General features: G+C 71.7%; 26 protein-coding genes. 13 read left to right on the top strand and 13 right to left on the bottom strand.

Going from position 1 to position 26,799, the window contains the following annotated elements:
- Positions 1-781 precede the first annotated feature (781 nt).
- Positions 782-1,489, top strand: a complete 708-nt coding sequence (locus ACIQR3_RS10130; protein WP_403536735.1) for a transglycosylase SLT domain-containing protein — start codon at positions 782-784, stop codon at positions 1,487-1,489.
- Positions 1,490-1,607: 118 nt separating this feature from the next.
- Here ACIQR3_RS10130 and ACIQR3_RS10125 read toward each other — a convergent pair whose 3' ends face one another.
- Positions 1,608-4,211: an FHA domain-containing protein gene (locus tag ACIQR3_RS10125; protein ID WP_403536732.1), complete on the bottom strand. Its 2,604-nt coding sequence runs from the start codon at positions 4,209-4,211 to the stop codon at positions 1,608-1,610.
- Positions 4,212-4,453: 242 nt separating this feature from the next.
- Here ACIQR3_RS10125 and ACIQR3_RS10120 point away from each other — a divergent pair, with 242 nt between their 5' ends.
- A complete protein-coding gene (locus ACIQR3_RS10120) occupies positions 4,454-6,397 on the top strand; it encodes a streptophobe family protein (protein ID WP_403536729.1) in 1,944 nt (647 codons plus the stop codon).
- A 119-nt stretch (positions 6,398-6,516) separates the two neighbouring features.
- Positions 6,517-7,809 (top strand): phosphoserine phosphatase SerB, encoded by a 1,293-nt coding sequence (serB, locus tag ACIQR3_RS10115; protein ID WP_403536726.1) that lies wholly within the window; start codon positions 6,517-6,519, stop codon positions 7,807-7,809.
- A gap of 74 nt (positions 7,810-7,883) precedes the next feature.
- On the opposite strand, the gene ACIQR3_RS10110 is transcribed toward serB, so the two are convergent.
- The 4 genes from ACIQR3_RS10110 to ACIQR3_RS10095 all read right to left on the bottom strand — a co-directional run bounded on the left by ACIQR3_RS10110 (position 7,884) and on the right by ACIQR3_RS10095 (position 10,398).
- On the bottom strand, positions 7,884-8,402 hold the full coding sequence (locus ACIQR3_RS10110) for a histidine phosphatase family protein (protein ID WP_215173947.1): 519 nt from the start codon (positions 8,400-8,402) through the stop codon (positions 7,884-7,886).
- 112 nt (positions 8,403-8,514) lie between these two features.
- Positions 8,515-8,718 carry a hypothetical protein gene (locus ACIQR3_RS10105; RefSeq protein WP_403536723.1) on the bottom strand — a complete coding sequence of 68 codons (204 nt, stop codon included), beginning with the start codon at positions 8,716-8,718 and terminating at the stop codon, positions 8,515-8,517.
- Positions 8,719-8,921: 203 nt separating this feature from the next.
- Positions 8,922-9,038 (bottom strand): SGM_5486 family transporter-associated protein, encoded by a 117-nt coding sequence (locus ACIQR3_RS10100; protein ID WP_251076200.1) that lies wholly within the window; start codon positions 9,036-9,038, stop codon positions 8,922-8,924.
- Between the two features lie 34 nt (positions 9,039-9,072).
- The gene (locus tag ACIQR3_RS10095; RefSeq protein WP_403536720.1) at positions 9,073-10,398 is read right to left on the bottom strand and encodes a CynX/NimT family MFS transporter; all 1,326 of its coding nucleotides are present in this window, start codon (positions 10,396-10,398) and stop codon (positions 9,073-9,075) included.
- A gap of 97 nt (positions 10,399-10,495) precedes the next feature.
- Here ACIQR3_RS10095 and ACIQR3_RS10090 point away from each other — a divergent pair, with 97 nt between their 5' ends.
- Positions 10,496-11,188 (top strand): FadR/GntR family transcriptional regulator, encoded by a 693-nt coding sequence (locus ACIQR3_RS10090; protein ID WP_403536718.1) that lies wholly within the window; start codon positions 10,496-10,498, stop codon positions 11,186-11,188.
- Here the strand turns inward: ACIQR3_RS10090 and ACIQR3_RS10085 are convergent.
- The 4 genes from ACIQR3_RS10085 to ACIQR3_RS10070 form a co-directional block, all read right to left on the bottom strand.
- Entirely contained in the window at positions 11,166-11,522 is a 357-nt protein-coding gene (locus ACIQR3_RS10085) for a hypothetical protein (RefSeq protein WP_403536715.1), read from the bottom strand. The genes ACIQR3_RS10090 and ACIQR3_RS10085 overlap by 23 nt on opposite strands.
- Before the next feature lie 172 nt (positions 11,523-11,694).
- Positions 11,695-12,462, bottom strand: a complete 768-nt coding sequence (fabI, locus tag ACIQR3_RS10080) for an enoyl-ACP reductase FabI (protein WP_215173958.1) — start codon at positions 12,460-12,462, stop codon at positions 11,695-11,697.
- A 5-nt stretch (positions 12,463-12,467) separates the two neighbouring features.
- Positions 12,468-13,172, bottom strand: a complete 705-nt coding sequence (gene fabG / locus ACIQR3_RS10075) for a 3-oxoacyl-[acyl-carrier-protein] reductase (RefSeq protein ID WP_403536711.1) — start codon at positions 13,170-13,172, stop codon at positions 12,468-12,470.
- A 142-nt stretch (positions 13,173-13,314) separates the two neighbouring features.
- Positions 13,315-13,728 carry an ATP-binding protein gene (locus ACIQR3_RS10070; RefSeq protein WP_403536709.1) on the bottom strand — a complete coding sequence of 138 codons (414 nt, stop codon included), beginning with the start codon at positions 13,726-13,728 and terminating at the stop codon, positions 13,315-13,317.
- A 203-nt stretch (positions 13,729-13,931) separates the two neighbouring features.
- Between ACIQR3_RS10070 and ACIQR3_RS10065 the strand changes: the two genes are divergently transcribed.
- The 5 genes from ACIQR3_RS10065 (at position 13,932) to tyrS (ending at position 19,276) form a co-directional block, all read left to right on the top strand.
- Positions 13,932-14,777 (top strand): Scr1 family TA system antitoxin-like transcriptional regulator, encoded by an 846-nt coding sequence (locus ACIQR3_RS10065; protein WP_403536706.1) that lies wholly within the window; start codon positions 13,932-13,934, stop codon positions 14,775-14,777.
- Positions 14,774-14,953 carry a DUF397 domain-containing protein gene (locus ACIQR3_RS10060; protein WP_403536704.1) on the top strand — a complete coding sequence of 60 codons (180 nt, stop codon included), beginning with the start codon at positions 14,774-14,776 and terminating at the stop codon, positions 14,951-14,953. Before ACIQR3_RS10065 ends, ACIQR3_RS10060 begins: the two co-directional genes overlap by 4 nt.
- 86 nt (positions 14,954-15,039) lie before the next feature.
- The gene (locus ACIQR3_RS10055; protein ID WP_403536799.1) at positions 15,040-16,560 is read left to right on the top strand and encodes a TldD/PmbA family protein; all 1,521 of its coding nucleotides are present in this window, start codon (positions 15,040-15,042) and stop codon (positions 16,558-16,560) included.
- Complete coding sequence (locus ACIQR3_RS10050; protein WP_403536701.1) at positions 16,557-17,963, top strand: metallopeptidase TldD-related protein; 1,407 nt, start codon at positions 16,557-16,559, stop codon at positions 17,961-17,963. Before ACIQR3_RS10055 ends, ACIQR3_RS10050 begins: the two co-directional genes overlap by 4 nt.
- A 44-nt stretch (positions 17,964-18,007) precedes the next feature.
- Positions 18,008-19,276 (top strand): tyrosine--tRNA ligase, encoded by a 1,269-nt coding sequence (gene tyrS / locus ACIQR3_RS10045; protein WP_403536699.1) that lies wholly within the window; start codon positions 18,008-18,010, stop codon positions 19,274-19,276.
- Positions 19,277-19,352: 76 nt separating this feature from the next.
- Here tyrS and ACIQR3_RS10040 read toward each other — a convergent pair whose 3' ends face one another.
- Positions 19,353-19,637, bottom strand: coding sequence for a GlsB/YeaQ/YmgE family stress response membrane protein (locus ACIQR3_RS10040; protein ID WP_215173976.1), 285 nt, complete (start codon positions 19,635-19,637; stop codon positions 19,353-19,355).
- Positions 19,638-19,898: 261 nt separating this feature from the next.
- On the opposite strand from ACIQR3_RS10040, the gene ACIQR3_RS10035 reads away from it, so the two are divergent.
- Together ACIQR3_RS10035 and ACIQR3_RS10030 are read left to right on the top strand one after the other, a co-directional pair.
- Positions 19,899-20,303, top strand: coding sequence for a DUF3099 domain-containing protein (locus ACIQR3_RS10035; RefSeq protein WP_403536696.1), 405 nt, complete (start codon positions 19,899-19,901; stop codon positions 20,301-20,303).
- Between the two features lie 233 nt (positions 20,304-20,536).
- Complete coding sequence (locus ACIQR3_RS10030) at positions 20,537-20,752, top strand: hypothetical protein (protein WP_403536693.1); 216 nt, start codon at positions 20,537-20,539, stop codon at positions 20,750-20,752.
- Here the strand turns inward: ACIQR3_RS10030 and moaA are convergent.
- From moaA to ACIQR3_RS10015, 3 genes are all read right to left on the bottom strand, one after another.
- Positions 20,749-21,738, bottom strand: a complete 990-nt coding sequence (gene moaA, locus ACIQR3_RS10025; RefSeq protein WP_403536690.1) for a GTP 3',8-cyclase MoaA — start codon at positions 21,736-21,738, stop codon at positions 20,749-20,751. The genes ACIQR3_RS10030 and moaA overlap by 4 nt on opposite strands.
- Before the next feature lie 158 nt (positions 21,739-21,896).
- Positions 21,897-23,522: a cation acetate symporter gene (locus ACIQR3_RS10020; RefSeq protein ID WP_403536687.1), complete on the bottom strand. Its 1,626-nt coding sequence runs from the start codon at positions 23,520-23,522 to the stop codon at positions 21,897-21,899.
- Positions 23,519-23,875, bottom strand: coding sequence for a DUF485 domain-containing protein (locus tag ACIQR3_RS10015; protein ID WP_215167048.1), 357 nt, complete (start codon positions 23,873-23,875; stop codon positions 23,519-23,521). Before ACIQR3_RS10015 ends, ACIQR3_RS10020 begins: the two co-directional genes overlap by 4 nt.
- 294 nt (positions 23,876-24,169) lie before the next feature.
- On the opposite strand from ACIQR3_RS10015, the gene ACIQR3_RS10010 reads away from it, so the two are divergent.
- On the top strand, positions 24,170-25,684 hold the full coding sequence (locus tag ACIQR3_RS10010) for a S8 family serine peptidase (protein ID WP_403536684.1): 1,515 nt from the start codon (positions 24,170-24,172) through the stop codon (positions 25,682-25,684).
- An 85-nt stretch (positions 25,685-25,769) separates the two neighbouring features.
- Positions 25,770-26,774 (top strand): CopD family protein, encoded by a 1,005-nt coding sequence (locus tag ACIQR3_RS10005; protein WP_403536681.1) that lies wholly within the window; start codon positions 25,770-25,772, stop codon positions 26,772-26,774.
- Positions 26,775-26,799 lie beyond the last annotated feature (25 nt).

The raw sequence follows: 26,799 nt of genomic DNA, 5'->3' as shown, positions 1-26,799 counted from the left end.
GGCGGTCCCGGGCGGGCCCGGGCGGGCCCCGGCGGTCCCGGGTGGTCCCGGGGCGGGCCCCGGCGGTCCCGGGCGGCCCGGGGCGGGCCCCGGCGGTCCCGGGCGGTATGGCCGGATCCGGCAGAGGATCGGCCGGTGGCCGGCACGTTGCGCACGCGTGACCGCCGCATGCCGGTGACCGGCCCTCTACGCGCGCGTGCGGGCCGTCGGCCGGAGCGTGTCGGCGGGGGCCGCTGTGGTCGGCCTTCCACGCGCGCGCGTGCGCGGCGACCGCGCGGGTGCGAGGCATGGTCGTGTCCTCCGGCCTTCCACGCGCGCGCGTGCGCGGCGCGCGGAGGCAGCGGTGGCAGACAAGTCAGCGGTACGGCTGCCCGAGGGGGCCGGGCGGTGTGTGCGCGGCCGTGCGGGTCCTCCTGCCCGGGGCGGGTCTGCAGTCACTCACGGATCGCATTGCTTCAGCAACTCGCGGTGAGGTGGCAGGGGGGCGGGTGTGAGGCCGCGCATAGGGCACAGATCACGTACGAAGAGGAGTAGGAGGTCGACTCGTCTGATTTGACCGGCTGAATGGTCCATTCCGCCCGGTTTCTCCTGCCTCTGATCCACTACCCGGCTTCGTACGTCACACCTTTGCCAGCCGATTTTGCGACCGCTAAGAATTGCTCACGTCGCTCGGTGCCGTGGGCTGTGAACCACGGTGTTCGTGCCGGAAGCACGGAAACCACCCCTGTACTGACGCAGGACGAGAGCGACCTCCGCGCAACTCGAAGAGGTCTATCCCGCCATGCCCAAGAACATCCTCACCCGTGGCCATAGTCGTTCCCTGACCCGCAACCACAAGATCGCCATAGCCGGTGTCGGCACCCTCGGTGCCGCCGCCCTCGCGTTCTCCGCGGTGCCCGCCAGCGGCCACACGACCGCCACGAGCGAGGCCGCCCCGGCGGCCAAGGTGGCGTACAGCTCCGAGCAGATCAAGGACGTCAAGGCGTCCGTCACCGACCAGCTCGCCGGCGCCAGCGAGAAGGTCGCGGCCATCGACGCGAAGAAGCAGGCCGCCGCCGACGCCAAGAAGAAGGCCGAGGCGAGCGCCGCCAAGGAGCGCGCCGCCAAGGAGTCCGCCAGCCGGTCCGCCGAGCGCGCCGAGGTGAAGCAGGTCAGCGCCAAGAGCTACGCGAACAACCTGAACGGCTGGATCAGCGAGGCCCTGGACATCATGAAGGAGAAGGGCATCCCCGGCTCCTACAACGGCCTGCACAAGAACATCATGCGTGAGTCCTCGGGCAACCCGAAGGCCATCAACGACTGGGACATCAACGCCATCAACGGCGTCCCGTCCAAGGGCCTGCTCCAGGTGATCCCGCCGACCTTCAAGGCGTACCACGTGGCCGGTACCTCCTGGGACATCTACGACCCGGTGGCCAACATCACCGCCGCGGCCAACTACGCGGCCGACAAGTACGGCACCATCGACAACGTCAACAGCGCGTACTGAGGTCAGCGCGGACCTCTTCCCGTACGCCTGTGTGACCGTCGCGCCCGCGTGACACCGTCGTGCCGAAGGGCGGCACCCCTCTGCTGGGGTGCCGCCCTTCGGGCTGTGCGGGGGCGGTCTACTTGCGCATGACCTCGGGCTCGTGGCGGCGCAGGAAGCGGGCCACGAAGAGGCCGCAGATCACGCCGAGGGCCAGTACGGCGGCCATGTCCATGCCCCAGGCGGCGGCGGTGTGCTCCCACAGCGGGTCGGCGCCGGTGCCTGCCTCCGGCGGGCTGATCCGGTTGAAGTCCAGCGTGGCGCCGGCCGCGGCGACCGCCCAGCGCGACGGCATCAGGTACGAGAGCTGGTTGACCCCGACCGCGCCGTTCAGGGCGAACAGGCAGCCCGTGAAGACGACCTGGACGATGGCGAACATGACCAGCAGCGGCATGGTCTTCTCGGCGGTCCTCACCAGCGCGGAGATGATCAGGCCGAACATCATCGAGGTGAAGCCCAGCGCCATGATCGGCAGGGAGAGTTCGAGGAGCGTGAGGCCGCCGAGGACCACGCCCTCCTCGGGGATCTTCCGGGTGGAGAAACCGATGACGCCGACCAGCAGGCCCTGGAACACGGTGATCACGCCGAGGACGAAGACCTTCGACATCAGGTACGCGGAGCGTGACAGGCCGGTCGCGCGTTCCCGTTCGTAGATGACCCGTTCCTTGATCAGCTCGCGGACGGAGTTGGCCGCGCCGGCGAAGCAGGCGCCGACGGCGAGGATCAGCAGGACCGTGGTGGCGGTGCTGTTCGGGGTGGGCTGCCCGGTCCGCTCGTCCACCGGGTTGGGCAGCAGGCTCGTGCCCCAGTCGATGGGCAGGCTGACCGCGCCGAGGACGGCGGGCAGGATCACCATCAGGGCGAGGAAGCCTTTGTCGGACGCGATCACCGAGACGTAGCGCCGTACCAGGGTGGCGAACTGTGCCGTCCAGCTCTGCGGTTTCGGCGGTCGCATGGCCTGCATGGGCGGCATCGCCACGGACTGTGCCGCCACCGCGTCCAGGTCGGCGGCGTACATCTGGTAGTGCTGCGAGCCCTTCCAGCGGCCCGCCCAGTCGTAGTCGCGGTAGTTCTCGAAGGCGGAGAAGACGTCGGCCCAGGTGTCGTAGCCGAAGAAGTTCAGTGCCTCCTCGGACGGGCCGAAGTAGGCGACGGAGCCGCCCGGCGCGAGTACCAGGAGTTTGTCGCAGAGGGCCAGCTCGGCCACCGAGTGGGTGACGACGAGGACGGTACGGCCGTCGTCGGCCAGGCCGCGCAGCAGCTGCATCACGTCGCGGTCCATGCCCGGGTCGAGGCCGCTGGTCGGCTCGTCCAGGAAGATCAGCGACGGCTTGGTGAGCAGTTCGAGGGCGACGGAGACGCGCTTGCGCTGGCCGCCGGAGAGGGACGTGACCTTCTTGTCCTTGTGGACGTCGAGCTTCAGCTCACGCAGCACCTCGGCTATGCGGGCCGCGCGCTCCTCGCCCGTGGTGTCGGCCGGGAAGCGGAGCTTGGCGGCGTAGGTGAGGGCCTTCTGGACGGTCAGCTCCTTGTGAAGGATGTCGTCCTGCGGGACCAGACCGATGCGCTGGCGCAGCTCGGCGAACTGCTTGTACAGGTTCCGGCCGTCGTAGAGGACCTCGCCCTCGTTCGCGGGGCGGTAGCCGGTGAGCGCCTTGAGCAGGGTCGACTTGCCGGAACCGGACGGGCCGATGACCGCGATCAGCGACTTCTCCGGTACGCCGAAGGAGACGTCCTTGAGGATCTGCTTGCCGCCCTCGACGGTGACGGTCAGCCGGCGGGCGGAGAAGGTGACCTCGCCGGTGTCGACGAACTCCTCCAGGCGGTCGCCGACGATCCGGAACGTGGAGTGGCCGACGCCCACGGTGTCGGCGGGGCCGAGGAGCCGGGAGCCGCCCTTGTCGATCGGCTGGCCGTTGACGTACGTGCCGTTGTGCGAGCCGAGGTCGCGGATCTCCATGCGGCCGTCGGGCGTCGAGCGGAACTCGGCGTGGCTGCGGGAGACCTGGAGGTCGGAGACGACCAGGTCGTTCTCCAGGGCGCGGCCGATGCGCATCACCCGGCCGAGGGAGATGTGGTGGAGCGTGGTGGGGCTGCGGTCGCCGTAGGGCGGCGGCGTGCCCGCCGGGTCGTCGGCGTCCGCGTTGCCTGCGCCGTCTGCGCCGCTTGCGCCGCCCGCGCCGTGTTGCTGCGGGATGTGGGGGGCGGGGTGTTCGTGGAGTCGCGGCTGCTGGTAGGGCGCCGGTTGCCGGTAGGGCTCGGGGTCCGGGTAGGGCTCAGGGTCCGAGTAGGGCTCGGGACCCGGGTAGGCGGCCGGAGCGTCGTGTTCCGCTCCCTGGTCCGCGTACGGCTGCCGGCCGGGCTGTGCCTGCGGGGCGGCCACGGGGGCGGCCGTGCCGGACAGGTTCAGCAGCGGGCCGTCGGTGGCGTTGCCCAGGTGTACGGCCGCACCGGGGACCAGGTCCGACCGGTGGACCCGACGGCCCTGCACGAACGTGCCGTTGGTGCTGCCGTGGTCCTCGATCACCCAACTCCGGCCGTCGAAGCGGACGGTGGCGTGACGCCAGGAGACCCTGGCGTCGTCGAACACTATGTCCCCCTGGGGATCGCGCCCGAGGTTGTACGACCTGGACGGATCGAGTGTCCAGGTCTGCCCGTTTGATTCCAGTACGAGTTCCGGCACTCCAAGCCCCACTGAGTTGTCCCCCGATGTACCCCCGTCACGGGGAGTCTAGGGATGTCGAACATCGGGGGGAACTATTTCAGGCACGGCCCGTGACCGAAAGCCGGGCCTTGCGCGAACCGGGCGAGAACGCGTCATCCGGCTCCGTTGACGGGGTTGAAACCTGCCCGGAGAGTGGTAATCCACGCGAGGGGGACATTGCGCGGCGACCCGGCCGCGCCGCGCGGATCGGGGGGTCTGCCATGAGCGCGTCCAGGAGTACGGCAGGTGCGGCAGTCGCGGAACACGGCGTGAAAGTGCCGTGGGGCGACGTACTGCTGTCCGCCGTCGCCGCTGTGAGCTGGGCGTTGATCGGGATGGCGGGGACGGCGGCGCTGGGGCTGCACCTCCTTGAGGCGGACGACGCGGCCTCGTTGGGGCCGATGACCGCGGCGGCTGTGGCGCTCGGGGCGGGTGGTTCGGTCTCGCCGTCCGGGGATGTGTCCGTGTTCGGGCTGGAGGGCGCGCAGGCGCACTCCGCCATCGAGATCACGCCACTGGGCGTGAGCCTGGTGGGCGCGCTCCTGCTGTCCTTCTTCTTCCTGCGGTCGTTGCGGGCGGCGGGAGTTGCCGTGGCGCCCGTCGAACTCCTCGCCCGCGCGGGGGCGGTGGTCGCCCTTTTCACGGCGATGACGGGCGGGCTGGCCTGGGCGGGCCACGACGTCATCACGATCGACGGGGGCTCGCTGGGGCTGGACGACCTGCCCGGCGGGGACGGGGGCGGCGGCCTGGAGGTTCCGGGGCTGGGGGACGTCGGCGGGCTGCTGCCCGACCGGCTGGGGGAACTCGTCGACGCTGAGGCGGCGGTCGGGTTCACGGTGGACACCGTGCCGACGCTGCTGGGCGGGCTGGGCTGGTCCGCGGGGGTGCTGCTCGTCGCGCTGCTGGCGTCGCGCCGTACGCCCCTGCCGCGTGGCTGGGACGCCGCCCACCGGGTGGTGCGGCCGGCCGCGTCCGCCCTGGTCGCGGTGGCGGTGCTGGCGGTGGTGGCGGGGCTCGCGGCGGCGGCGTACGCGGCGGTCGGCGACGAGCACCCCCGGCGGATCGCCGGCGCGGCGCTGCTGGGGGCGCCGAACGGGGTGTGGCTCGGCATCCCGGTGGGCCTGTTCGTGCCGTGGGACGGGCGGGCGACGGGCGTACTGGCCGGCCTGCTGCCGGATCCGCTGGACGACCTCCTCCGGGTCGACGCCGGTGAGCCGGTCACCCTCGGGCGGCTCGCGGAACTGGACGGGCGGGTGTGGCTGCTGGCGGTGGCGGCGGGGCTGATGATGCTGCTGGCGGGGGTGCTCACGGCGGTGCGGACGCCGGTGCGTGCGGTGCGGGGGGTACCGGGGAGGCAGGGGGTACGAGGGACTCGTGGGGTACGAGGGACGCAGGGGGTGCTGGGTTTTGCGGGGCGCTGTGCGGTGCGGCTGGGGGTCGCGACCGCGCTGGCGCTGCCGTTGCTGGCCTGGCTGACGGAGGTGTCGGTCGACGCCTCGCTCTCCGTCCTCGGCTTCGACGCGTTCGGCGCCGGGATCGAGCTGCGCGGGCACCTCGGTACGGCACTGCTTCTGGGCGCCGTGTGGGGGGCGGGGGCGGGGGCGGCCGGGGCGTTGCTCGCGTGGGCGACGGGGGCGGCGGGGCGGGGGGCGGTGCCGCTGGCACGGGGTGGGGTGGGCGTGGTGGGTACGACGGGGGCGGCTGGGGCGGCTCACGCGAGTGGCTGGGGCGGCGAGCCCGGGCCTCGGTACGGGCAGCAGGGTGCGGCGTACCCCGGGGCAGCGTCGCGACCGAGCGGTGCGTCGCGCGGGGAGCGGCCTCCGTACGGGGAGCCGGCCGGGCCGCCCGGCCCGTACCGTCCCGGTTCCGGCTACCCGCCGCCGAACCCGGACACCAACCCCTACCTCCGGCCACCGGAACCCGGCGGGGAGGCCGGGCGTGGGCGGGCGGACGGGAACGATGTGTACGGCGCGCCCACCGTCGCCGGGCCGGTGCTGCCGCCGAGGCCCGCTCCGCGGCGCCCTCGGCCGCCGTCGGGTCGGGGTGAGGGGCCAGTGCCCCCGCCACCGCCCCCACCACCCCCTCCGCCCCCTCCGCCCCCTCCGCCCCCTCCGCCGCCGCCACGGCGGCCGCGTCGGCCGAGGCGGCCCGAAGGCGGGGAGTGACCACGCCTGTGTCGCCGCGGCGACAGGTGCGCGCCACCGGACCGACACCGAGAGTTCCGTGTCCGCCAGACGGACCTCGGACGCGTCCGGTACGGGACGCCGGATACCGTAGGAACACCATGAGCGCTACGCAGACCTCTGACGTCCCCACGCTTCTCGTCAAGATCTTCGGCAAGGACCAGCCGGGTATCACGGCGGGCCTCTTCGACACCCTCGCCGCCTTCTCCCTCGACGTCGTCGACATCGAGCAGGTCGTCACCCGGGGCCGGATGGTGCTGTGCGCGCTCGTGACGCAGCCGCCGCGGGAGCTGGAGGGCAAGCTGCGGGCCACCGTCCACAGCTGGGCGGAGTCGGTGAGGATGCAGGCCGAGATCATCTCCGGCACCGGCGACAACCGGCCGCGCGGCCTCGGCCGCTCCCTGGTCACGGTGCTCGGCCACCCGCTCACCGCGGAGGCGACGGCCCAGGTCACCGCCCGGATCACCAAGGCCGGCGGCAACATCGACCGGATCTTCCGGCTGGCGAAGTATCCGGTGACGGCGGTCGAGTTCGCCGTGTCCGGTGTGGAGACCGAGCCGTTGCGGACCGCGCTGGTGACGGACGCGGCGGCGCTGGGCGTCGACATAGCGGTGGTCGCCGCGGGGCTGCACCGGCGGGCTCAGCGGCTGGTCGTCATGGACGTGGACTCGACGGTCATCCAGGACGAGGTGATCGAGCTCTTCGCCGCGCACGCCGGCTGCGAGGCCGAGGTCGCCGAGGTGACGGCCGCCGCCATGCGCGGGGAGCTGGACTTCGAGCAGTCGCTGCACGCGCGCGTGGCGCTGCTGGAGGGTCTGGACGCCTCGGTCGTGGACAAGGTGCGCAGCGAGGTGCGGCTGACGCCGGGGGCGCGCACCCTGATCCGTACGCTGAAGCGGCTCGGCTACCAGGTGGGCGTCGTCTCGGGCGGGTTCACCCAGGTCACCGATGATCTGAAGGAGCGGCTGGGGCTGGACTTCGCCCAGGCCAACACCCTGGAAATAGTCGACGGGAAGCTGACCGGGCGGGTCACCGGGGAGATCGTGGACCGGGCGGGCAAGGCGCGGCTGCTGCGCCGGTTCGCGGCGGAGGCGGGCGTACCGCTGTCGCAGACCGTGGCGATCGGGGACGGCGCCAACGACCTGGACATGCTGAACGCCGCCGGGCTCGGGGTGGCCTTCAACGCCAAGCCGGTGGTGCGGCAGGCCGCGCACACCGCGGTGAACGTGCCGTTCCTGGACACCGTCCTGTATCTGCTGGGCATCACCCGTGAGGAGGTCGAGGCGGCGGACACCCTCGACCAGCAGCTCCTCGACCGGGCCGGGGCCGAGGACCGGCCGGAGACCGACGACCGGGCCGGGGCCGAGGGCCGGGCCACGGACGAGGACCGCTGAGCACGCCGGGAGCGTGAGGGCCCGGTACCGGTCGGGGACCGGCAGCGGGCCCGTCGGAGTCGGACGAGGCGGGGTCAGTCGGCGGGGGCCCAGTAGTCCCGCAGGGTGGCGACGCCGGGCTCCAGGGACTTCCAGGGGCCCGTGAAGGACAGCACCGCGAAGGCGGCGGCGGGGAAGCCCCGGCCCGCCATCCGCTCGCGGACGTCGCCCTCGGCGGAGCCGGCCAGGATCTCGGTGAGCCCCTGCACGCCCGGGTTGTGGCCGATCAGCAGGACGTTGCCGAGGTCGTCGGGGGTTTCGTTGAGTACGGCGATCAGCTCGCCCGGCGAGGCGTCGTAGATCCGCTCCTCGTAGACCGTCTTCGGGCGGTGCGGGAACTCCTGGACGGCGAGCTTCCAGGTCTCGCGGGTCCTGACGGCGGTGGAGCACAGGGCCAGATCGAAGGAGAGGCCGCTGTCGGTGAGGCGGCGTCCGGCCTCCGCGGCGTCCTTGCGTCCCCGCTCGGCAAGCGGTCGCTCATGGTCGGACACCGGCGGCCAGTCGGCTTTCGCATGCCGGAAAAGGACAATACTGCGGGGTTCTGCGACGCTCATGCCCTCCAGCTTCGCATGAAACAGGCCACGGGGCGCAGGGAGTTGGCTCGCGGATTCCGGGCCGTGGCGCAGGTCGGGGCGTCCGGTCCGGTTCGCCTGCTGGAGGGGTGCGTCAGCGTCCCACCAGGTGCCGGGCCTGCTCCAGGAGGTGGGCGAGGGCGGGCCGGCCGGCGGCGTGGGCCTCCGACGGGTCGAGTATCAGCCCGAGCAGCAGGACGAAGGCGAGGGTCGGCAGGGCCAGCGCCCACCAGGGCAGCCGGGTGTCGGCGTCGCCGCCGGAGACCGGGCGGGGGTGGGTGTGCGTGGGGGTCGACATGCGTGCCTCCGCGGGTCTTCGGCGTCCCCTGGTCCGTGGTCCGTACTGCGCCGCTCCCCCGTCACCAGGGAATTCGCGGTCACATCACGAAGGTACGGAATCCGAGGGCGCCGTCCCATCCGGTGACCCACCCACTCGACCCTGAGTCTCACCCCCTAGGGGACCGGGGGGTTACCCCCACCCCTGCGCGGCGGCGGCCGGTGTCACGGGGAGGCGATCGTCGCCACGATGCCGATGATCACGAAGATCGCGAGGAACGAGCCGAAGACGATCAGCATCTTCTTCTGGCCGTTCTTGGGGTTCGGGTCGAGGACTGGCATGCGACCAGTTTCGCACCCGGGGCCGGCGGCCCGGTCAGCGGGCCGCCTCGTCCTCCACCGTGCGGTTGCGGCCCGCCAGGACGCCGGCCACCATCTGCGGCACCATCAGGGCCGCCATCAGCGCGATCGGCAGGCCCCAGCCGCCGCTGTGCTGGTAGAGCACGCCCACCAGGAGCGGGCCGGGGATCGAGATCAGATAGCCGGTGCTCTGCGCGAAGGCCGAGAGCTGGGCGACGCCCGGGCCGGTCTTCGCCCGCATCCCGACCATGGTCAGGGCCAGCGGGAAGGCGCAGTTGGAGACGCCGAGCAGCAGGGCCCAGGCCCAGGCGCCGCCGGCGGGCGCGAGGTAGAGGCCGGCGTACCCGGCGAGGCCGCAGACGCCGAGGACGAGCACCATCGGGCCCTGGTGGGGCAGCCGGGTCGCCACGCGCGGGATGACGAAGGCCAGCGGTATGCCCACCGCCATGGTGACGGCCAGGAGCACTCCGGCGGTGCCGGCGGAGACGCCCGCGTCCCGGAAGATCTGCGCCATCCAGCCCATGGTGATGTAGGCGGCGGTGGCCTGGAGTCCGAAGAAGGCGGCCAGCGCCCAGGCGGTACGGCTGCGGGTGATGCGCAGCGCGGGTCGCTCGGCGGGCTCTGCGGAAGCGGCGGCGGCAGCAGAGGAGGCAGCAGCCGCCGTGGGCGCCGCGCCCCGGTCCCGTACGAACCGCAGCCAGGGCAGGACGGCCACCGCCGCCAGCGCGGCCCACACCGCGAGGCCGGGCTGCCAGTCGCCGCCCAGCGCGTCGGTCACCGGCACGGTCGCCGCGGCGGCGATCGAGGTGCCGCAGGCCAGGGCCATGGAGTACAGGCCGGTCATGGACCCGACCCGGTCGGGGAACCAGCGCTTGACGATGACCGGCATCAGGACGTTGCTGACCGCGATGCCCATCAGCGCCAGCGCGGTGGCGACCAGGAACCCGGCGGTGCCACCGGCGTACGGGCGGATCAGCAGCCCGGCGGTGAGGGCGGCCATGCCGGCGCACACCACCGCCCCGGGCCCGAAGCGGCGGGCGAGCCGCGGGGCGGTGACGCCGAAGACGGCGAAGCAGAGCGGCGGCACGGAGGTGAGCAGCCCGGCCACGCTGCCGCTCATGCCGAGCCCGTCGCGGACCTCCTCCAGGAGCGCGCCGAGGCTGGTGATCGCGGGACGCAGGTTGACCGCGGCGAGCACGATGCCGAGGACGAGCAGACGGGTCGTCCACGGCGTCCACGCGCGCGTGCCGGTCCGTTCGGGCCCCTGGCCCTCTTCGTGCCGGGTGGGCGGGGCGGCGGGCTTCAGCGTCCGTATGTCCTCACTAGCCATGAGGCCCATCATAGAATCATGGGATGATTGATTGTCCACTTCATCCGACCGTCTGCTTCTTCATCTGATTGTCTACTCCCTCTGATCAGTCCACTCGCGAAGGTGAGCCATGCCCCTGAGCCACCCCCACCGTTCGGCCCTGTCCGAGCAGGTCATCGCCGCGCTGCGCCAGCAGATCACCTCGGGAGAGTGGCCGGTGGGCTCCCGGATCCCGACCGAGCCCGAGCTGGTCGAGCAGCTGGGGGTCGCCCGGAACACCGTCCGCGAGGCGGTGCGCGCGCTGGCGCACAACGGGCTGCTGGACATCCGCCAGGGCTCCGGCACGTACGTCGCCGCCACCAGCGAGCTGGCCGGCGTGATGCACCGCCGTTTCGCCGGCGCCGACCCCCGGCACATCGCCGAGCTGCGCTCCACGCTGGAGTCGGCCGCGGCCCGGCTGGCCGCCGAGCGGCGCACCGAGAAGGACCTCAAGCAGCTGGACGCGCTGCTGGTACGCCGCGCGGAGGCGTGGGAGTCGGGCGACGCGGAGGCGTTCGTGACGGCGGACGCCACCTTCCACCTGGCCGTGGTGGCCGCCTCCCACAACGAGGTGATGACCGCGATGTACGCGGACCTGGGCGAGGTGATGCGGGACTGGCTGCGCGAGGACATCGGCGCCGAGCTGACCCCGGAGACGCACATGGACCACACCGCCCTGGTGGACGCGATCCGCGCGGGCGACGCGGGGACGGCCGAGCGGGAGGCGGCGGGCTACCCGTTGGTGTGCCGCCCGGGGCGGGTCAGTCCGGACGCCGGTGACTGACCCAGGCCGCGCCGATCTCCTTCCAGCAGCGCCCCGTCAGCCGTACGGTCTGCGCGGGCCCCGCCGCCACGGGGGCGCTGTCGCTGTCCAGGTCCCACCAGCGGACGCACTCGACGTGCAGGCTGACGCGGTCGGGGTCCGGATAGGGGTTGTGGCAGTACGCGGTCACCCTGGAGCCGGTGTGCCGGATGCGGCACTCGGCGCCGAAGGGCCGCGCGGGCTCGGCTTCCTCGCTACGGCTCTGTACGCGCGCGTGCGCCACCGTCTCGTACGGCAGGGAGAGCCCGAAGGAGGCGACGACGGCTGCGGCGGCCAGGCGGCGGGCGAAACGCACAGGCGGACCCCCTCGGCCGGGACGGGTCGGAAAGCGCGGGGTGGAGTCGTCTCCCAGCGTGCGCCGTCGGCACTCCGGCCGCCCGGTCGGCTGGGCCGTACGGGTGAGCCCGCCGGGTGGCACGCGAAGGGCCCGCGCCCTTGCGGACGCGGGCCCTCCGGCAAGCGGGGTGTCAGGCTCCGATGGCGTGCAGACCGCCGTCGACGTGGATGATCTCGCCGGTGGTCTTCGGGAACCAGTCGCTGAGCAGCGCGACGACGCCGCGGCCGGCCGGCTCCGGGTCGCTCAGGTTCCACTCCAGCGGGGAGCGGTGGTCCCACACGGAGGCCAGGTCGCTGAAGCCCGGGATGGACTTGGCGGCCATCGAGCCGAGCGGGCCGGCCGAGATGAGGTTGGACCGCACGTTCTGCTTGCCCAGGTCACGGGCGAGGTAGCGGCTGGTGGCCTCCAGGGCGGCCTTGGCCGGGCCCATCCAGTCGTACTGCGGCCAGGCGTACTGGGCGTCGAAGGTGAGGCCGACGACGGAGCCGCCGTTCTGCATCAGCGGCAGACAGGCCATGGTGAGCGACTTCAGGGAGAACGCCGAGACGTGCATGGCCGTGGCGACCGACTCGAACGGCGTGTTGAGGAAGTTGCCGCCGAGCGCGTCCTGCGGCGCGAAGCCGATGGAGTGCACGACGCCGTCCAGGCCGCCCAGCTCCTCGCCGACGACGTCGGCCAGGCGCCGGAGGTGCTCGTCGTTGGTGACGTCCAGCTCGATGACCTTGGTGGGCTTCGGCAGCTTCTTGGCGATGCGCTCGGTCAGCGTGGGCCGCGGGAACGCGGTCAGGATGACCTCGGCGCCCTGCTCCTGGGCCAGCTTGGCGGTGTGGAAGGCGATGGACGCCTCCGTCAGCACGCCGGTGATCAGGACGCGCTTGCCCTCGAGGATTCCGCTCATGGTGATCAGTGACCCATTCCCAGTCCGCCGTCAACGGGAATGACGGCTCCAGTGATGTACGAAGCGTCGTCCGACGCGAGGAACCGCACCGTCGCGGCGATCTCCTCCGGCTGCGCGTACCGGCCCAGCGGCACCTGCGAGACGATGCCCGCGCGCTGCTCGTCGGTGAGCACCTTGGTCATGTCGGTGTCGACGAAGCCGGGTGCGACGACGTTGAAGGTGATGTTGCGCGATCCCAGCTCACGGGCGAGGGAGCGCGCGAAGCCGACCAGGCCGGCCTTGGAGGCGGCGTAGTTGGCCTGTCCCGCCGAGCCGAGCAGTCCGACGACGGACGAGATGAGCACCACGCGGCCCTTCTTGGCGCGCAGCATGCCGCGGTTGGCCCGCTTGACGACGCGGAAGGTGCCGGTCAGGTTCGTGTCGAGGACGGAGGTGAAGTCCTCCTCGGACATGCGCATCAGGAGCTGGTCCTTGGTCACGCCGGCGTTGGCGACGAGGACCTCGACGTTGCCGTGCGCCTCCTCGATCTCCTTGTAGGCCTGCTCCACCTGCTCGGCGTCGGTGATGTCGCACTTGACGGCGAGGAAGCCCGCCGGCGGCTCACCCGAGCGGTACGTGATGGCGACCTTGTCGCCGGCGTCGGCGAACGCGCGGGCGATGGCGAGGCCGATGCCCCGGTTGCCTCCGGTGACGAGAACCGAGCGGCTCAACGGATCACCCTTTCGTCAGTGGTCTGAACACGTCCGCCCGAACACCTCGATGACAGGCGGCTTCCTCGAAAACCTATCGGTCCCGACCTCCGCCCGGGGAATCGGGCACCCACAGTGGCTCACGGGCCGGACTGTCGGGTCCCTACAGTCGGACGCCCTGAGCGCCGACCGCGCACTCGGCCCACACCGTCTTGCCCGGCCCCGTCCGCCCGGCCACGCCCCAGCGGCCGGCGACGGCCGCCACGAGGAGCAGGCCCCGGCCGCCGTCGGCGTCCTCGGGCGGCCGGGCCGACGCGTCAGGGAGGCCGGGGCGGGTGTCGGAGACCTCTACGCGGACCAGTCCCGCGGCCCGGTCGTACGTCAGCCGCAGCTCGAAGTCGCGTCCCGCGACGCTGCCGTGGAGGGCCGCGTTGGCGGCGAGTTCGGCCACGACGAGGGTGACGGTGTCGGAGGCGGGGCTGCCGTACGGCAGGTCCCACAGGTCGAGCCGGTGCGTGGCGAGCCGGCGGGCGAGGCGCGCGCCGCGGCGCGTGGCGGAGAACCGCTGGGCGAACACACTTACGGTAACGGGTTCTTGGGCCCGTGGTGCTGGCATGCGCTCAGCGTTCCGACCCCCTCCCGGCCCCAACAGGGACGACACCCATACAGACGTGGCTGTATCGGTGCACACTCTGGACTGGGTGAGTCACTCCCCGTGACCATGGGTCGGCGAGTGGAGTTCGAGGACGTGAGTTGCGTGAGCTGGGGAGGCGCGTGGGGATGAGGGCGGACAACGGCGGAGCGAACGGTAGCGAAGTAGAGCCCTCCGACAGTCTCAAGACTTTCGGCGCGGTCCTCAAGGCGCTGCGCGAGGAAGCCGGGCTGACCCAGGAGGAGTTCGCGCCGCGGGTACGGTACTCGGCCGCGTACATCGCCAAGATCGAGCAGGGAAAACGGTTCCCGCCGACGGACCTGCCCACGCGGGCGGAGGAGGCCCTGGGGCCGGTCGCACACAAGGTTCTCAAGGCGGCGGCCAAGAGTCTGACGAAGAGGTCCGTGCTGGCTTCCTGGTTTCGGCAGTGGGCGGGGATCGAGGAGGAGGCGATCTCCCTCTACGCATACGAGTGCCGCGCGATTCCGGGGTTGCTGCAACCTGAGGCCTACATCCGGGCGATCTTCGACCGGCGGCTGCCCCCTGCGTCCGAGGAACAGATCGAGCGCGAGGTCGCGTCTCGGCTGGACCGGCAACGGGTCATCACCGCCAAGCAGAACACCGCCTTCAGTTTCGTCATCGAACAGAGCGTCGTAGCTCGGCGCATGGGAGGACGCCACGTCACCGAGCAAGTCATCGATCACCTTCTGGAGATGGGCACGCGGCGCAATGTCGAGATCCAGGTCATGCCCACCGTCCAGGAGGATCACTGTGGCATCGACGGGCTGATGTACCTCGCGGAGACGACTGCGCACCAGTGGCTCGGCTACACCGAAGGCCAGCGGTCGAGCAACCTGATCTCCGCGCCCAAGGACGTGAGTGTCCTGCTGCAGCGCTATGGCAAGCTCCGTTCCCAAGCCCTGGACTGCCGGGCTACCGTGACGCTGCTGGAACAGATGCGAGGAGCCCTATGAGCGCCACAGACGAGCTGAGCTGGTTCAAGAGCAGCTACAGCGGCAGCGAGAACGACAACTGCGTCGAGGTCGCCGTACGCCCCGAAGCCATCCGCATCCGCGACTCCAAGGACACGAGCCTCCGTCCCCTCGTCGTCACCCCGGCCGCCTGGGCGGCGTTCACCGCGGCAGCGTAGGGCGGCGCCCGGCCGGTCGTGGTTCACTGCGTGCCACGGTCACCACCGGCAAGCGCTCGAAGGGATCTTCTCCCGTGCCCCACGACATACATGACATAGACGCCACCTTCACCGCCCTCCCCCTGCGCCCCCTCGCCGACGCCGCCCTCGCCCGCGCCCGTTCCCTCGGGGCCGAGCACGCGGACTTCCGGCTGGAACGCGTGCGCAGCGCCTCCCTGAGGCTGCGGGACGCCAAGCCCTCCGGCTCCTCGGACACCACCGACCTCGGGTACGCCGTACGCGTCGTGCACGGCGGGACCTGGGGTTTCGCCTCCGGCGTGGACCTGACGCCGGACGCCGCCGCCAAGGTCGCCTCGCAGGCGGTGGCGATGGCGAAGCTGTCCGCGCAGGTGATCAAGGCGGCCGGGTCGGACGAGCGGGTCGAGCTGGCGGACGAGCCCGTGCACGCCGACCGCACGTGGGTGTCCTCGTACGAGATCGACCCGTTCACCGTGGACGACGCCGAGAAGTCGGCGCTGCTCGCCGACTGGAGCGCGCGGCTGCTGGCGGCGGGCGGGGTCGACCATGTGGACGCCTCGCTGCTCACCGTCCATGAGAACAAGTTCTACGCGGACACCGCCGGGACCTCGACCACCCAGCAGCGCGTACGGCTGCACCCCGTACTGACCGCCGTGTCGGTGGACGGCTCCAGCGGCGAGTTCGACTCCATGCGCACGCTCGCGCCGCCCGTGGGGCGCGGCTGGGAGTACCTGACCGGCACCGGCTGGGACTGGGACGCCGAACTGGCCGAGATACCGGAGCTGCTGGCCGAGAAGATGCGGGCGCCGAGCGTGGAGGCGGGACTGTACGACCTGGTGGTCGACCCGTCGAACCTGTGGCTGACCATCCACGAGTCCATCGGGCACGCCACCGAACTGGACCGGGCGCTGGGCTACGAGGCCGCCTACGCCGGCACCTCCTTCGCCACCTTCGACCAGCTCGGCAAGCTGCGCTACGGGTCCGAGCTGATGAACGTCACCGGGGACCGTACGGCCGAGCACGGGCTCGCGACGATCGGGTACGACGACGAAGGGGTCGAGGGGCAGTCCTGGGACCTGGTGAAGGACGGCACGCTGGTGGGGTACCAGCTCGACCGGCGGATCGCGCGGCTGACCGGGTTCGAGCGGTCCAACGGGTGCGCGTACGCCGACTCCCCCGGGCACGTGCCGGTGCAGCGGATGGCGAACGTGTCGTTGCGGCCCGATCCCGGCGGGCTGTCCACGGAGGATCTGATCGGCGGGGTGGAAAGCGGCATTTACGTCGTCGGTGATCGATCATGGTCAATAGATATGCAAAGGTATAATTTTCAGTTCACCGGTCAACGGTTCTTCCGGATCGAGAACGGGCGGCTCGCCGGACAGCTGCGGGACGTGGCCTACCAGGCGACCACGACCGACTTCTGGGGGTCGATGGCGGCCGTCGGCGGGCCGCAGACGTACGTGCTGGGCGGCGCCTTCAACTGCGGCAAGGCACAGCCGGGGCAGGTCGCGGCCGTGTCGCACGGCTGCCCGTCCGCCCTCTTCAAGGGCGTCAACATACTGAACACGACGCAGGAGGCCGGCCGATGAGCGCCCGCACGCCCCGGACGAACAGCAAGCCGCACGAGATCGTCGAGCGGGCGCTGGAACTGTCCCGCGCGGACGGGTGCGTCGTCATCGCCGACGAGCACTCCACCGCCAACCTGCGCTGGGCGGGCAACGCGCTCACCACCAACGGCGTCACGCGCGGGCGCACGCTCACGGTCGTCGCCACCGTGGACGGGCAGGAGGGCACCGCGTCGGGAGTCGTGTCGCGGTCGGCCGTCACGCGGGACGATCTGGAGCCGCTGGTGCGGGCCGCCGAGGAGGCCGCCCGGAGCGCCGGGCCCGCCGAGGACGCGCAGCCGCTGGTCGGCGGGGTGCCGGAGTCGCCGGACTTCACGGACGCGCCCGCCGAGACGTCGTCGGCCGTGTTCGCCGACTTCGCGCCGGCGCTCGGGGAGGCCTTCGCACGCGCGCGTGGCGGCGGGCGGGAGCTGTACGGGTTCGCCAACCACGAGATGACCACCACCTACCTCGGGACGTCCACCGGGCTGCGGCTGCGCTGCGATCTGCCCACCGGGACGCTGGAGCTGAACGCCAAGTCGCCGGACCGGTCCCGCTCGGCGTGGGCGGGGCGGGCCACCCGGGACTTCAAGGACGTCGACCCGGCGGCGCTCGACGCGGAGCTGGCCGTACGCCTGGGGTGGGCCGAGCGGCGGGTGGAGCTGCCCGCGGGACGGTACGAGACGCTGCTGCCGCCGACCGCGGTCGCGGACCTGCTGATCTACCAGCTCTGGTCGGCGTCGGGCCGGGACGCGGCCGAGGGGCGGACGGTGTTCTCCAAGCCGGGCGGCGGCACGCGGCTGGGCGAGCGGATCAGCGAACTGCCGCTGACCCTGCGCAGCGACCCGGCGGAGCCGGGCCTGGAGACGGCGCCGTTCGTGGTGGCGCACTCCTCCGGGGGCGATCAGTCGGTGTTCGACAACGGGCTGCCGGTGTCGGCCACGGAGTGGGTCAGGGAAGGCGAGCTGGCCCGGCTGACGACGACCCGGCACAGTGCCTCGCTGACCGGGCTGCCGCTCGCGCCGGCCCTCGACAACCTGGTGCTGGACGGCGGCGACGGCCGCTCGCTGGAGGAGATGGTCGCCGGTACCGGGCGGGGGCTGCTGCTGACCTGCCTGTGGTACATCCGCGAGGTCGACCCGGCGACGCTGCTGCTGACCGGGCTGACCCGGGACGGGGTCTACCTCGTGGAGGACGGCGAGGTCGTCGGCGAGGTGAACAACTTCCGGTTCAACGAGTCGCCGGTGGACCTGCTGGGGCGGGCCACGGAGGCGGGGCGTACGGAGCGGACGCTGCCCCGGGAGTGGGGCGACTGGTTCACGCGGGCGGCGATGCCGGCACTGCGGGTCCCCGATTTCAATATGAGCTCTGTCAGCCAGGGCGTATAACCTCGTACCCGCACACGAGAACCATTCGAGGAGACACGAGAACCGTGACGGACATCGTCGACGAGCTGAAGTGGCGCGGGCTGTTCGCCCAGTCCACCGACGAGGACGCTTTGCGCAAGGCGCTCGCGGACGGTCCTGTCACGTTCTATTGCGGTTTCGACCCGACCGCGGCGTCCCTGCACGTCGGGCACCTGGTGCAGGTGCTCACGCTGCGCCGGCTCCAGCAGGCCGGGCACCGGCCGCTGGCGCTGGTCGGCGGGGCCACCGGCCAGATCGGCGACCCGCGCCCGACCGCCGAGCGCACGCTGAACTCGCCGGAGACGGTGGCCGGCTGGGTCGAGCGGCTGCGCGCCCAGATCGAGCCGTTCCTGACCTTCGAGGGCGAGAACGCGGCCACGATGGTCAACAACCTGGACTGGACCTCGGGGCTGTCCGCGATCGAGTTCCTGCGGGACATCGGCAAGCACTTCCGGGTCAACAAGATGCTGACCAAGGAGTCGGTGTCGCGCCGGCTGGAGTCGGCCGAGGGCATCAGCTACACGGAGTTCAGCTACCAGCTCCTCCAGGCCATGGACTTCCTCCAGCTCTACCGGCGCTACGGCTGCGTGCTCCAGCAGGGCGGCAGCGACCAGTGGGGCAACCTGACGGCGGGCCTGGACCTGATCCACCGGCTGGAGCCGGACGCCGTGGTGCACGCGTACGCGACGCCGCTGATGACCAAGGCGGACGGCACCAAGTTCGGCAAGACCGAGGGCGGGGCCGTCTGGCTGGACCCGGAGATGACGACGCCGTACGCGTTCTACCAGTTCTGGCTGAACGTGGACGACCGGGACATCTCGGGCTACATGCGCATCCTGTCCTTCAAGTCCCGCGAGGAGCTGGAGGAGCTGGAGAAGCAGACCGAGGAGCGTCCGCAGGCGCGGGCGGCACAGCGGGCGCTGGCCGAGGAGCTGACGACGCTGGTGCACGGCGCGGACCAGACCGCGGCCGTGATCGCCGCGTCCAAGGCGCTGTTCGGCCAGGGCGACCTGGCGGAGCTGGACGAGCGGACGCTGACCGCGGCCCTGTCGGAGGTGCCGCACGTGCGGGTCGCCGAGCTGGGTCCGGTGGTCGACCTGTTCGCCGAGGTCGGCCTGGTCGCCAGCAAGTCGGCTGCCCGGCGCACGGTCAAGGAGGGCGGCGCCTACGTGAACAACGTGAAGGTCGCCGCCGAGGACGCGGTCCCGGCCGCCGAGGAGCTGCTGCACGGGCGCTGGCTGGTGCTGCGGCGCGGCAAGAAGAACCTGGCCGCGGTGGAGGTCAGCGGCGCCTGAGCGCACGACGAAGGGGCGGCTCCCGTGTCCGGCGGGGGCCGCCCCTTCGTCGTACGCGCGTGGTGCCCGGCCGGGCTCAGGCGGTGTGCCGTCGCCTCTTGTTGCCGCGTACCGCCATGTACACCATGTCACCGATGCCGACGATGATGATCGCGGCGACGAGCTGGAAGACGTGCCGCCACCAGTCGATGCCGGAGGTGGCGTCGACCCCGGCCGCCCGGGCGACGGCGTTGCCGACGATGGCACCGAGCATGCCGAAGATCGTGGTCAGCCACAGAGGACTGTGCTGCTTGCCCGGAATGATCGCCTTGGCTATCAGTCCGAGCACGAATCCGACGATGATCGCCCACAACCAGCCCATGGCTGCCTCCTCGTACGGCTCTACGTGAGCATTACGGCCACTCTCGGCCCGTACCGCGCGGTGCGCACGGCGGGTACGTCCGAATGGGGGACGCCGCCGGGCGTCGCGGCGCACTCCGGTCGCCCGGGGACGGGGTCCCCCGGTCTCGTAGGCGGCGCAGTCGCGGCGTAACGTAAGAACTGTCCGGATGCGCGACCTCGGCGGCCGGACGGTACGGGTACGGGCGAGGGAGGCTCCGATGCGAGCGGGCGGTGGAATGTGATGCGGAAGCGAAGCGGCGACGGCAACGCCCAGGTGTTCCGGATCACCGGAGCCCGGACGGGCCTGGAGGAAGACGTACGCGGGCGGCAGCGGCGGTACATCATCTCGATGTCGGTCCGTACGGTGTCGGTGATCCTCGCGGCCACGCTGTGGAACGTGGAACGGCACGTCGCGATCGTGGCGCTGGTCCTCGGGGTGCTGCTGCCGTACATCGCGGTGGTGATCGCCAACGCCGGGCGGGAGAACGCGCCGGGGCTGCCGACGACCTTCGTGACGGTGCCGACGCCGCCGATGATCGAGCCGCCGGCCGCGTCCCCTTCGGGGGGCTTCGCGGAATCCAGGGCGGAAGATGCCGGGCCTGACCGGACGGCGGGTGTACACCATGTGTCGAGCGATCATTCCTGATCGAAATCCGACGTTACTGAACGGGATTGATCATCCCGGGTGCGGGTCAAAGCCTCGCCAAGGGGGCGAGAAGCTCGCTCCAATCATGTTGTTCCGGTCCCGCATCGCAGACCACCCATGACATACTCGGTAAGCGCTCCGCATCCCCCGTCGGAGCGATGGACCGACGCCGGGCAGCTCCCCCCGTGGCTGCTCGGCGTCGCCTTTTTGCATGACTTGTGAGATGTGAACCTGTGAGTGACGAGACGACCCCGGTCTGCTCCGCCAAGGGCTGCCGCGCCGCCGCCGTGTGGGTGCTCGCCTGGAACAACCCGAAGCTGCACACGCCCGACCGCCGCAAGACGTGGATCGCGTGCGACGAGCACCGCGAGCACCTGTCCCAGTTCCTCGGGGTGCGGGGGTTCCTGAAGGACGTGGTGCGCCTGGAGGAGTGGGAGAAGGGCGCCTAGCCGCCTATCGCCGACATCGGCCGGTCCGGCTGGACGAAGGACGGGTCGTCGAGGCCGGCGCCCGCCTTCTTGCCCCACATGGCGAGCTTCCAGACGCGGGCGATCTCCTCGTCCGGGGCGCCCGAGCGCAGGGCCGCGCGCAGGTCGGTCTCCTCGCGGGCGAACAGACAGGTGCGGACCTGGCCGTCGGCGGTCAGGCGGGTGCGGTCGCAGGCGGCGCAGAACGGGCGGGTGACGGAGGCGATGACGCCGACCCGGTGCGGGCCGCCGTCCACGAGCCAGCGCTCGGCGGGGGCCGAGCCGCGCTCCTCGGAACCCTCCTCGGTCAGCTCGAAGCGGGTGCGCAGCGAGGCCAGGATGTCACCGGCGGTGACCATGCCCTCGCGCTTCCAGCCGTGCTGGGCGTCCAACGGCATCTGCTCGATGAACCGCAGCTCGTAGTCGTGCTCCACGGCCCAGGTGAGGAGGTCGGGGGCCTCGTCGTCGTTGAGGCCCGGCATCAGGACCGAGTTGACCTTGACCGGCGTCAGGCCGGCCTCGCGGGCGGCGTGCAGGCCCTCCAGGACGTCCTTGTGCCGGTCGCGGCGGGTGAGGGTCTTGAAGACGTCCGGGCGCAGGGTGTCCAGGGAGACGTTGACCCGGTCCAGGCCCGCCGCCTTCAGGGCCGCCGCCGTGCGCTTGAGGCCGATGCCGTTGGTGGTCAGGGACGTCTGGGGGCGCGGGTCGAGGGCGGCGACGCGCTCCACGATGCCGGCCAGGCCGGGGCGGAGCAGGGGCTCGCCGCCGGTGAAGCGGACCTCCGTGACACCCAGCGAGGTGACCGCGATGCCGACGAGGCGGACGATCTCGTCGTCCGTGAGCAGGTCGGGCTTGGCCAGCCACTGCAGGCCCTCCTCGGGCATGCAGTACGTGCACCGCAGGTTGCAGCGGTCGGTCAGCGAGACCCTCAGGTCCGTGGCCACTCGGCCGTAGGTGTCGATGAGCACGTGGGGCCCCTCCCTCGACGCGGATCGGCGGGACACTTGCGTCTCCCGACACCTGCGAGCCTACGCGACCCCGGTGACATCGACGGCGACCGGAAGCCACGAGGCGCGCGCGGGCCCCGCCGCAGGAGGCTGCGACGGGGCCCGTGCGCAGGGGGGCGTCAGTGGGCGCCGGTGCCGGTCAGGGAGCGGACCTCCAGTTCCGCGTACTTGCCGGTGTCCGGCTCCTCCTTGGACAGGACGGTGCCGAGGAAGCCCATCAGGAAGCCGAACGGGATGGAGATGATGCCCGGGTTCTTCAACGGGAACCAGGCGAAGTCGACGTCCGGGAACATCGAGGTGGCGTCGCCCGAGACGACCGGCGAGAACAGCACCAGGCCGACGGCGACGACCAGACCGCCGTAGATCGACCACAGCGCGCCCTGGGTGGTGAACCGCTTCCAGAAGAGGCTGTAGAGGATCGTCGGCAGGTTGGCGGAGGCGGCGACCGCGAAGGCCAGGGCGACCAGGCCGGCCACGTTCAGGTCGCGGGCGAGGGCGCCGAGCGCGATGGAGACGATGCCGATGAAGACGGTCGCCCAGCGGGCCGCCCGCATCTCCTCCTTCTCGGTGGCCTGGCCCCGGCGGATGACGTTGGCGTAGATGTCGTGCGCGAAGGACGAGGACGAGGCGAGGGTGAGGCCGGCGACCACGGCGAGGATGGTCGCGAAGGCCACCGCCGAGATGGTGGCGAGCAGGATCGCGCCCCAGGCCGAGTCGACGCCGCCGACGTGCAGGGCGAGCAGCGGGGCCGCCGTGTTGCCGGACGGGTTGGAGTCGGTGATCTCCTTCTGCGAGATGAGCGCCGCCGCGCCGAAGCCGAGCGCGATGGTCATCAGGTAGAAGGCGCCGATGATGCCGATCGCCCAGTTCACGGACTTACGGGCGGCCTTGGCGTTGGGCACCGTGTAGAAGCGGATCAGGATGTGCGGCAGGCCGGCGGTGCCGAGCACCAGGGCGATGCCCAGGGAGATGAAGTCCAGCTTGGTGGTGCCGGTCGCGCCGTACTGGAGGCCGGGCTCCAGGAAGGCGGCGCCCTTGCCGCTGTTCTCGGCGGCCTTGCCGAGCAGGTCGGAGATGTTGAAGTCGAACTTCAGCAACACCAGGAAGGTGATCAGGACGGTGCCGCCGATCAGCAGCACGGCCTTGACCATCTGGACCCAGGTGGTGCCCTTCATGCCGCCGATGGTGACGTAGACGATCATCAGGACGCCGACCAGGGCGACGATGAGCACCTTGCCGGCGTCGGAGGTGATGCCGAGCAGCAGGGAGACCAGGACGCCGGCGCCCGCCATCTGGGCCAGCAGGTAGAAGATCGAGACGACGATCGTGGAGGTGCCGGCGGCGGTGCGCACGGGGCGCTGGCGCATGCGGTAGGCGAGGACGTCGCCCATGGTGTAGCGGCCGGAGTTCCGGAGCGGCTCGGCGACCAGCAGCAGGGCCACCAGCCAGGCGACCAGGAAGCCGATGGAGTACAGGAAGCCGTCGTAGCCGAAGATGGCGATGGCGCCGGCGATGCCGAGGAAGGACGCGGCGGACATGTAGTCGCCGGAGACCGCGAGGCCGTTCTGGAAGGCGCTGAACTGCCGGCCTCCCGCGTAGAAGTCGGCGGCGTCCTTGGTCTGCCGTCCGGCCCAGACGGTGATGAACAGCGTCGCGACCACGAAGACCGCGAACAGCGTGATGATCAGCGGCCGGTGCTCACTGGCCTCGTTGGCCGCCAGGAAGAACTGCGGTGTGGTGCTCATGCGCCGCCCTCCATCCGGGACTTGATGGCCTCGGCCTTGGGGTCGAGCTTCGCGGCGGCGTGCCGCGAGTACCACCAGGCGATGAGGAACGTGGTGAGGAACTGGGCGATGCCGAAGACGAACGCGACGTTGATGTTGCCGAAGAGCTTGCTGCCCATGAAGCCGCCCGCGTAGTTGGAGAGCAGCACGTAGAGCAGGTACCAGGCGACGAAGGCGATCGTCAGCGGGAAGGCGAAGGAGCGGAAGGAGCGGCGCAGTTCACCGAACTCAGCGCTCTGCTGCACCTCGGCGAACTCCTCGGGGGAAGGGAGTCGGTGGTGCTCTTGCGAGGGGGGCGGTGCGTCGGTGGCCACGGAGTCTCCTCGTAGGACGGACATGACTGCTGTACCTATCGGTGTGGGAGCGCTGATCGTGCTCGTGCTCCCTGCCCAACGACACGGCGCCGCCCTGGGCCCGGTTCATCGCCCGGGCCACTTTCCGAAGTAACTCCCGGCCGGTCATTGCTGGCCAGCGGCTCCGGGGGATAACTTCGCTCTGCACCACCCGACATGTACCTGCCCGGACGCCCTCGGCCGGGACGGCTTTCTTCAGGGCACCCGCACCACGTGCACCGTCCGCACCACGGAAGAGACTGGAGAGTTCCGTACATGACCGCGTCTCACTCGCGTCACCGCCGCGCGCTGGCGATCCCGGCCGGACTGGCCGTGGCGACGGCCCTCGCGTTCCTGCCCAACGTCCAGGCCACCGCCGCCGAGTCCGGGTCGGCCGCCGCCGATGCCACCTCGCTCAGCTACGTCGTCAACGTCAAGCCGGGCAAGGCCCCTTCGGCCGCCGTCAAGCGCGCGATATCCGAGGCCGGCGGCACCATCGTCACGTCGTACGACCGGATAGGCGTCATCGTCGTCCACTCGTCGAACCCGGACTTCGCCAAGAGCGTCCGCACGGCGCGCGGCGTGCAGTCGGCCGGCGCCACCCGCACCGCGCCGCTGCCCTCGGCCGCCACGACCGACGTGGGCACGCCGAAGGTGCTCAGCGCCGTGGAGGCCGCCGCGGCCGAGGCCGTCGAGGGCCAGGACCCGCTGGAGCCCCTGCAGTGGGACCTGCCCGCCATCAAGGCCGACAAGGCGCACGAGAAGTCGCTGGGCAGCAGCAAGGTGACCGTCGCCGTCATCGACACCGGCGTGGACGACACCCACCCGGACATCGCCCCGAACTTCGACCGCGCCGCCTCCGTCAACTGCGTGTCGGGCAAGCCGGACACCACCGACGGCGCCTGGCGGCCCTCCGCGGAGGAGTCCCCGCACGGCACGCACGTCGCCGGTGAGATAGCCGCCGCGAAGAACGGCATCGGCATGACGGGTGTGGCGCCCGGCGTGAAGGTCTCCGGCATCAAGGTCTCCACGACCGCCGGCTTCTTCTACACCGAGGCCGTGGTCTGCGGGTTCATGTGGGCGGCCGAGCACGGCGTCGACGTGACCAACAACAGCTATTACACCGACCCGTGGTACTTCAACTGCAAGGACGACCCGGACCAGAAGGCGCTGGTCGAGGCCGTCAAGCGGGCCTCGTCGTACGCGGAGAAGAAGGGCGCGGTCAACGTCGCCGCGGCCGGCAACGAGGAGTACGACCTCGCCGCCGACGAGATCACCGACCCGTCCTCCCCCAACGACACCACGCCCTCCGAGCGGGTGATCGACCCGTCCGAGTGCTACGACATCCCGACCCAGCTGCCCGGCGTCGTCACCACCGCCGCGACCGGCGCCAAGGGCATCAAGTCGTCCTTCTCCAACTACGGTCTCGGCGTCATCGACATCGCCGCGCCCGGCGGCGACTCGACGACGTACCAGCCCCCGGCGGCACCCGCCACCAACGGCCGGATCCTGGGCACGCTGCCCGGCGGCACGTGGGGCTACATGGCCGGTACGTCGATGGCGTCGCCGCACGTCGCGGGCGTCGCCGCGCTCATCAAGTCGACGCACCCGCGGGCCACGCCCGCCCAGGTGAAGGCCCTGCTGTACGCGGAGGCCGACGCGACGCCCTGCACCGACCCGTACGACATCGACGGCGACGGCAAGGTCGACGCGGTCTGCGAGGGCCCGAAGAACCGCAACGGCTTCTACGGCTGGGGCACGGCGGACGCGCTGGACGCGGTGACCAGGTAGGCACCGGGCCGCGGGGGCGTCGGGGCGTACTCCCGGCCTGCCTCTGGACTTGCCCGGTCGTGGGATGACTGGTGAAGATCCTGAGGTGACCTTGATACGACCCGCGTCCCCGCCGGCCGGGGCCCGGGGGCGCCCGGGCCCCGGCACCGGCCGGGCCGTGGCCGTGCTCGCCCTGGTGGCGCTGGCCGCGCTCATACCCCTGCTCGGCCCCTCCCCGGCGCTGCACGGCACCGGGGAGGCCGAGGCGCCCGGCACCGGCGGCATCGCCCTGCTGCGCGCGGTGCTGTTCGCGGCGCTCGCCGTCCCCCTGGGCGAACTGTTCGCCGGCCGGCTGGCCCGCTCCCTGCGCGGCGCTCCCCCGCCCCGGCCCCGCAGCTGGTCGGTGCCCGCGGCCGTGACCGGCTTCGTGGCCGCGCTGGGACTGGCTTCGGTGGTGGCCACCGGCAACCTGGTGCCGGACGGCCTGGCCGCGATCGACGTGGGCGGGCTCTCCTCCTCGCGCGACGGCAAGCTCGCGCTGCTGGAGGTCAACGCGTTCCTGGTGGCGGGCCTGTGCGCCGCCTCCGGCCGGCCGGGCACCCAGGTGTGGCCGCTGGCCGCGGTGGTGGTGGCGGAGGCCCTGCGCGCGCATCCGCCGACCGAGCCGAGCCCGCTGCTGGGCTCCGGTCTGACCCTGCTCCACCTCACGTGCGCCTCCCTGTGGGTGGGCGGTCTGCTGCACGTCCTGCGGGTGCTCGGCCGGTGGCGGGGCGCGGCGGCGGGCCCGGCACTGCTGGGGCTGTACGCGCGCGTGGCGGCCGTCCTGCTGGCCGTCATCACGGCGACGGGGGTGTGCAGTTCGCTGCGCCGGATGCCGGCGGGCACGGTCCTGGACCAGTTGACGGACACCGCCTACGGGCGGGTGCTGGTCGCCAAGGTGCTCCTGGTGGCGGCCGTCGCCGCGCTGGCCCTGTGGGCGCGGATCCGGCTGGGCCGGGCGGCGGACCCGCTGGCGGCCTGCTCCCCCGCGCGCGCGGAGGTCGCCGTCCTGGGCGTGGTGGTCGCGGTCTCCGGGCTGCTGACGGCGCTTCCGGTGCCGATCCGCTGGTGACGGGCCCGGCGGGTGCGCGGAGTTG

Source organism: Streptomyces sp. NPDC090994 (genome assembly GCF_044768905.1).
Lineage (GTDB): Bacteria > Actinomycetota > Actinomycetes > Streptomycetales > Streptomycetaceae > Streptomyces.
Note: the sequence above shows the minus strand (reverse complement) of the source record. Positions and strands in the feature narration are given on the sequence as shown.

Coding starts and splice junctions, on each gene's coding strand:
- ACIQR3_RS10130 (WP_403536735.1), top strand. CDS start 782: ATGCCCAAGAACATCCTCACCCGTGGCCATAGTCGTTCCCTGACCCGC.
- ACIQR3_RS10120 (WP_403536729.1), top strand. CDS start 4,454: ATGAGCGCGTCCAGGAGTACGGCAGGTGCGGCAGTCGCGGAACACGGC.
- serB (WP_403536726.1), top strand. CDS start 6,517: ATGAGCGCTACGCAGACCTCTGACGTCCCCACGCTTCTCGTCAAGATC.
- ACIQR3_RS10110 (WP_215173947.1), bottom strand. CDS start 8,402: ATGAGCGTCGCAGAACCCCGCAGTATTGTCCTTTTCCGGCATGCGAAA.
- ACIQR3_RS10105 (WP_403536723.1), bottom strand. CDS start 8,718: ATGTCGACCCCCACGCACACCCACCCCCGCCCGGTCTCCGGCGGCGAC.
- ACIQR3_RS10100 (WP_251076200.1), bottom strand. CDS start 9,038: ATGCCAGTCCTCGACCCGAACCCCAAGAACGGCCAGAAGAAGATGCTG.
- ACIQR3_RS10095 (WP_403536720.1), bottom strand. CDS start 10,398: ATGATGGGCCTCATGGCTAGTGAGGACATACGGACGCTGAAGCCCGCC.
- ACIQR3_RS10090 (WP_403536718.1), top strand. CDS start 10,496: ATGCCCCTGAGCCACCCCCACCGTTCGGCCCTGTCCGAGCAGGTCATC.
- fabI (WP_215173958.1), bottom strand. CDS start 12,462: ATGAGCGGAATCCTCGAGGGCAAGCGCGTCCTGATCACCGGCGTGCTG.
- ACIQR3_RS10065 (WP_403536706.1), top strand. CDS start 13,932: ATGAGGGCGGACAACGGCGGAGCGAACGGTAGCGAAGTAGAGCCCTCC.
- ACIQR3_RS10060 (WP_403536704.1), top strand. CDS start 14,774: ATGAGCGCCACAGACGAGCTGAGCTGGTTCAAGAGCAGCTACAGCGGC.
- ACIQR3_RS10050 (WP_403536701.1), top strand. CDS start 16,557: ATGAGCGCCCGCACGCCCCGGACGAACAGCAAGCCGCACGAGATCGTC.
- ACIQR3_RS10040 (WP_215173976.1), bottom strand. CDS start 19,637: ATGGGCTGGTTGTGGGCGATCATCGTCGGATTCGTGCTCGGACTGATA.
- ACIQR3_RS10035 (WP_403536696.1), top strand. CDS start 19,899: ATGCGGAAGCGAAGCGGCGACGGCAACGCCCAGGTGTTCCGGATCACC.
- ACIQR3_RS10020 (WP_403536687.1), bottom strand. CDS start 23,522: ATGAGCACCACACCGCAGTTCTTCCTGGCGGCCAACGAGGCCAGTGAG.
- ACIQR3_RS10010 (WP_403536684.1), top strand. CDS start 24,170: ATGACCGCGTCTCACTCGCGTCACCGCCGCGCGCTGGCGATCCCGGCC.